Below are 6,193 nucleotides of genomic sequence, written 5' to 3'. Positions count from 1 at the left end.
GTGGGGATGGGGCGCGATGCAAGCGGAGCGCGCCGTCGAGGTGCTCGCGACGCGGCCAACCTGAACTGCGACCCAGATCGTCGGGCCACTTGCAAGGGCATCGTGGCATGGGTTGGCCGGATCGAGTGCCAGCGAGTGACCAGGCGCTCCAAGCGGACGATGATCTTGGCCCGCGCCCCGGATGTCAGACCGTCCATCCACTCCACGATGGGCACCGAGCCATCGCCCTTGCGGTACAGCACGAGCCGGACGCCACCGTCGATTTCGTCGTGACCACCCACGACCGTGATGTCGCTCTGCTCCGCCCCGTCAGCAAGTCGAATACGCGAATCCAGAACGTGACGCGCACGTCACCCCGCAGCACCCGTCATCGGACGCCTCCGGACCTCACCGCACGCCAGCGGACAAGCGAGCCTCTTGCGCAAGCCCCAACCCATCGCCTGATCGGCAATCGCCCTATTGCGTCGTATTTGCGTCGCCGAAGCATCCGTCCCCGGACGCTACCGGACCTCAGCGGACGCTACCGGACAACACGTGCCTCGCAATGATAGGGAAGGGGGGACTCGCCCCCCAAGGGCCATTGGTCCTTCGGGTCTTAAGTCCGATGTGTGGGTGCGCGTACGTGTTCGGGAAGGGCGATCTTGGGGGTGATCGCAACTCAGTTGCGTGTCATTTGCGCAGGCGATGCATCGCGGTTCGGGCAAAGAGGACGGTAGTACTCGGCCGCCATCCGACCATCGCGCCGATGCGCCTCGTGTGCTCCTGCCGTGCGTTGCGGCGCGGCCGTAGGGTGAGATCGTGCGGGAACGGAGCAGTCCTACTGCGACCTCCATTCCTCGAGCCTGAACTGGCTAGCGGGAAATCTCCTAGCTTCCCCACCCGCAAAAAAGATGGGTTTTCCGGTAGCCTCTCAGGGCCCTTCTAGTCGCACCGCGACCCACCAGACTCCGGCCGGTCCCTGACTCCGTGGCAGTGAAGGAGCATCAACCAGGATACCAACATGAACAGCCTGCCAATCCGAAGACTCCTTGCTCTTGCGCCGTTCCTTGCCTTGTCCTTCCTCTCAGCGCCCTCTGTGCATGGCCAGTGTACGGGGAATTGCACCAATATACCGGGAGGCGCTGTCACGGGTGTTTGGGTGCCGGGCGTCTATTGCGTAACAGGCAATATCACAGTCAATGGCCTCACGATCCTGCCCGGCGTTTGCGTGCGCATCGATCCTGGCGTCACGATCACTGTTCAGACCACTATTTCGGCAATTGGCACTGAAGCTTCCCCGATCTATTTCACGAGTAATCAGCCTGCTGGTTGGGGAGGCATTCTCTTTCAGAACACGCCGCCAGGCTCTGTTTTTGAGTACTGCCGCATCGAAGGTGCGGATGCCAGCGCACTAAACATCGTCGACAGCACACCGGCCATCCGGCATTGCGAGATAGTGAACAACACAGCGGTCTCCGGTAACGGCGCGGGAATCAACGCAAGTCTCACCGCTGGTCTGACTCTTCGTATTGAAGATACGCTCATCGATGGGAATGCTGTGAATCCCGCCCAGGCCATAAGTACCAATCGCTTCGGCGGAGGAGTGTTCGTCAGCGGTGATTGTGAACTCCTGCGCTGCACGATCACGAACAACACAGTCTTCGCGAGATGGCAAGGATGTTCGAACACTGCGACTGGTCGCGGAGGTGGCGTGCGCGTTGAGAATGGAACCTACAGCGTCGAAAACTGCCTGATTGCCGATAACCATGTGACCGCCTTGTCGGTGGTGGTGGCCGGGTGCGGACATGTCTCGGCAACGGCCCAAGCGCTGGGAGGCGGCTTCTATCTCGGCTCGGGCACGCTGCTGATGAGCAACAGCATTTTAGGGGGCAACACCGTGAGTGCATCCGCCCAGGCAGGTATTCCGATAACGGTCCCGAACGGTAGCGGGATCCACGTGGCAGGGGGCACCGCAACCCTCGAGAACTGTACTATCGCACGCGGTAATCGCGAGGGTGCGCGGCGTACCGGAGGTTCTCTCACAATCCGAAATTCGATCGTATTCGATAACGGGAGCGATGAACTCGCCGGAACTGTAACTGCCGAGTACAGTTGCATTCAAGGCAGCCCCATCTACCCAGGACCGGGGAACATCAACTTCAATCCGGCGTTTGAAGGCACTGGAACCGGGATCTGCGATCTGACGATCGTGCCTTCGTCTCCCTGCGTCGACGCGGGAACTGGTTCTGGCGACGTGTGCATCCCGCCCTCCCATGGTCTTGCCAGCACGGACATAGGCGCTCATGGAGGCCCTGGAGCCTGCAACTGGGGTGGCCAGGTCGGGACGAACTACTGTGGGCCCGCAGTGAACAACAGCACGGGTCAACCGGGCACGATCCTCGCCTGGAGCCCGACCATGGCAAGGCTCGAGTGCCTGATCCTCGTGGCGGACCAGCTGCCGGCCGGACAGTTCGGTTACTTCCTTGCCAGCATGACCCAGGGCATGTTCTGTCCCCCGTCTAGTTCCGGCTGCATCTGCTTGGCCATCCCGATCGCACGCTTCAACAGCCAGATCATCCTTGGGCCGACAGGGCGGGCACAAGTGGACCTTCGGTCGATCCCGATCAGCCCGTCCCCCGTCGCCGTGATGGCTGGCCAGACGTGGAACTTCCAGTGCTGGTATCGAGACACGGGCAACACGAACAACTTCACGGATGGCGTGAGCGTGAGCTTCTGAAGATTTCATAGCTCGGGTTATCAGAACCACCCATAGCTCGGCCAAGCACCACGCCCACGTCGATGGGCTCGGGCGGCAACTATCCTGACACCGGGGGTGTCAAGGTAGTTGCCGCCTCCTTTTCTTCGATTACGCCGGGATCACCTCCTTCGGCTCGGGAGCTGGGTTGGGCGTCACGGTCTCGACGCGCGTCCAGTCGCGCGTGTCACCGCTCCAGCGTTCCGGGTTGCGCGCTTGGCCCTTCGGATTTTAGGTCCGAAGAGCATATGGCCGTGCGTGGTGGTGAAGGCCGATTTCGAGGGTGATCGCAACTCAGTTGCGTCCCATTTGCGCGGGCGCTGCATCCATCAAAGGAATGTCACGCTCACCGCATCCGTGAAGTTCGCGCCGTCAGAAGCTCACGGTTACGAGTTCGCCGGGCACGAGCCGAACGGCGACGCGTGCCACCTCCTCTTCCCCCTTGAAGAGGACCGCGCTCGCCGTCGCGTCGGAGGCTACCAAGAGCCGCGACGTTCCGGATCCGACGATGACCTCGTCCCGCAGTCCGAATCCATTCGCGCCCACGTTGGCCATCGGCACGATTGCCCCTTGTCCATCGAACAACCGAGCGGTGTCCGCGCGCCCGCCCCACTCCCCCCACTCGAAGACCAATTGGCACCGACGTCCAACGGTCAGAACGAGGTCCTCGAGGTCAGAGCCTTCGGGCAACGCTCTTCCGATCTCCGGAACGATCGCGTCTCCGGTGAGGCGCAGCGTCAGGCCTTCGGGCGCGATGTTCTCCAACGCGAATTCCCCGTCGGCATCGGTCACCACGGGCGTCCCGAGCGCGAAGCCTCCCATCCGATTCGCGCTCTCGCGCCGTCCCGCCATCACGGTGACGCCCGGAACCGGCGCACCGGCGGAATCGACAACATGCCCAGCGAGTCGCCCGAGGATGTTCCGATCGAGCACAAGTTCGATACCGCTCGTCCCGGCGCGCAGCGGCTTAGTCTCGACCCGCAGCATCGCGAGGGGCAGGTTCGCTTCGACTCGATAGTCGCGGTCCACCAGTCCGCGCAGGACGAAGTTCCCGTCGGCGTCCGTACGCACTTCATCTGAACCGGACACGACGTCCTCCAGAGACTTGTACTGAAAGCCCGACGCGCCCGGCGCGACCTCGAACCATCCGAACGGCGAGGGATCCGCGAGTCGGACGCCGACGAGTTCGAGCGGATTGCCGGCCTCATCGACGACTCGCCCACTCAAGGAGAGGTCGTGCTCAGTCAGTAGCAGCACGATCGGATCCGGCCATGTGTCGCGTTGTGCCGAAGGCGGTAGCACGAGTCGCGCGCTTCCCCCACTCTCGGCAACCGCCGCGAGCGTGATCGGCGTTTCACTAGTCGGACCACTCGAGCCCAACTTCGGCGGCATCAGCCCGGCCGACTCGACGACGAAGTAGCCGTCCGCGTCCGTTCGCCCAGTAGCCTGCCCAGCCGAGACCCAAGCGTCCGTGGCCGGACGCCCGTCTGCATGCAACACACGTCCCGCGATCGCGGTCGATCCACCTGGCGGGTGCTCGAGTACGATGCGTAGCGCCCCATCGCCGCCAGCGGTGACTCCCACCCAGATCGCCGGGTAGCCGAGCGCACGGACCCGTATGCGACTACCGTCGATGTCACCGATGTCACTGAACTCGAATCTTCCGAGCGCGTCGGTGAGCGCATTCAGGGGCCGTTGCCAACCCGAACCGAACAGCGCCCCGACGTCGCGGAAGGCGCTGTCCGGGTGAACGAAGTGCAGGATTGCGCCCTCGATCGCCGCCCCATCTTGATCGACGACCAGACCCGCGACAGGCATCTTCGGAGCGACGACGATCGCACGCGCCTCGGCGCCTGGCTCCGGATCGGAGAAAGGGCTCATCGCCAGCCCCGCGACCACGATGTTGGCCCACGCATCGGAACGAACGGCGAAGAGCTGCCCGCGGTCTGCTTCGATCTCGAAGCGGCCCTCGGCGTCGGTGACGAGTACCGGAGACTCCCCATCGAACTCGAGCACCGTGACTCCTTGGAGAGCCTGCGCGTCCGCCGCCAGGCGAGCGACCTCAAGCCCCGATAGGCGAAGGCCCTGCGCATCGACGACGACTCCGCGCAAGAGCGCAGTCGTGTTGCGCCAAGCTCTGTCGATCGGAGGATGGCCTGCAGGCAATCCCGAACGGGCCGCCACAACCGTGGTGACAGCAGCTGTTTCCTTCTCGATTTCCGCCCGGGCAGCCGGCGCGTTCACAAGGAGTTCGTCCAACTGCGCTTCTGCTCCCGAGCCCGTCGCGGCGGTCAACGCGTCCAGGCTCTCCGCTTCAGGAGAGCGCAGATAGAGGAATCCAACGAGGCCTGCAAGCACCGCCGCCGCAGCCAGGAACTTGGTCGATGTAGCCATGAGTAGCGCACTGGCAAGTTGAGAGGAAATGGGCAGGGCCGTTTCGGACCGCCAACGCGCGAGAGGCAACAAAGCTGCCATACGTCCCCGCCGGCCGTCCTGCGCGTCGAGCCGCGCGCGCAGTCGAGTGATCCCACGCTGCAAGCGCGTCGCGACCGTGGAGGCCGACACGCCACCGCGCCGTGCGATCTGCTCGTTCGAGAGTTCCTCGAAGTAACGTTCGAGCAGTGTCGTGCGGTAGGGCTCCTCGAGCGCGAGTACCGCATCGACGAGTGCACGCTGACTCACGGCTCGCTCGACCAAGTCGAACGTGTCGACGCTCTCGTCCGGCCGCCGAACAGCATCCTCCCGCGTCCTCCGCCGCCGATTCGCGCGCCGCGCGCTTCGACTGAGGTTGTGCAGGACGACAGCGAGCCAGCGCCGCACGGGCGCCTCGGTCGGCCGCGTACTCGAGAGAGCGACGATGAAAGCATCTTGGGCCAAGTCTTCGGCGGCGTCCGCATCGTGCTCCAAGCGCCGCGCGAGGGCGCGTACCCAGCCGACGTGCTGCAGTAGTTCGTCGGCGTTGGTGGAGGTTCTCGAGGACATGGTCGCGCAGCCAAGGGCACCCCCTTGGTGCCGCCGCATCCGATCCTATCCCGGCAAAGCCAAAGAAACCGCCACGGGCGACCGCACGAACCCGATGGGCCCGAACGGCGGCGTTGGTGCACGAACCCGGCGCCCGACCATCGTTTGGGAGGCTCCCGGGGCCGATCCGTGCGGCAGGCTCGTCGTTGCCGGCATCCTGACGGCATGAACTCACGCGTCCACCCCAAGTACAAGACCAAGTACCGCGTGACCAACTGGCCCGAGTACGAGCGGAGCTTGGACCGGCGCGGCGACATCACCATCTGGCTCACGCCCGAGGCGATCGCGTCGTGGAAGGGCGTTGTTGCACGGATCGCACGAAGCGGCCAGCCCCCCTCATCCCCGACGATGTCAGCGGGCAATCGCGACCGATGTCGGCCGACCCAGCTCGAACATCCGGTTCAAGACGTTGCAGGCGATCCGCACCTCGACCTCCTG

At 64.1% G+C, this 6,193-nt stretch carries 3 protein-coding genes; 2 read left to right on the top strand and 1 reads right to left on the bottom strand.

Translation table 11 applies throughout. The features are described from left to right. Positions 1-1,000 precede the first annotated feature (1,000 nt). Entirely contained in the window at positions 1,001-2,716 is a 1,716-nt protein-coding gene (locus tag GY725_19195) for a hypothetical protein (GenBank protein MCP4006312.1), read from the top strand. A gap of 390 nt (positions 2,717-3,106) precedes the next feature. Here GY725_19195 and GY725_19190 read toward each other — a convergent pair whose 3' ends face one another. Then, the gene (locus GY725_19190; protein ID MCP4006311.1) at positions 3,107-5,716 is read right to left on the bottom strand and encodes a sigma-70 family RNA polymerase sigma factor; all 2,610 of its coding nucleotides are present in this window, start codon (positions 5,714-5,716) and stop codon (positions 3,107-3,109) included. A 204-nt stretch (positions 5,717-5,920) separates the two neighbouring features. On the opposite strand from GY725_19190, the gene GY725_19185 reads away from it, so the two are divergent. Beyond that, positions 5,921-6,193: hypothetical protein (locus tag GY725_19185; protein MCP4006310.1), on the top strand; the 273-nt coding region annotated here is incomplete at its 3' end.

The sequence above is a fragment of the bacterium genome (assembly GCA_024226335.1).
Classification (GTDB): Bacteria; Myxococcota_A; UBA9160; order SZUA-336; family SZUA-336; genus JAAELY01.
This window is presented reverse-complemented; position numbering and strand designations above follow the sequence as displayed.

Bases quoted from the DNA above. Each gene is read 5' to 3' on its own strand.
- GY725_19195 (MCP4006312.1), top strand. From the start codon at position 1,001: ATGAACAGCCTGCCAATCCGAAGACTCCTTGCTCTTGCGCCGTTCCTT.
- GY725_19190 (MCP4006311.1), bottom strand. From the start codon at position 5,716: ATGTCCTCGAGAACCTCCACCAACGCCGACGAACTACTGCAGCACGTC.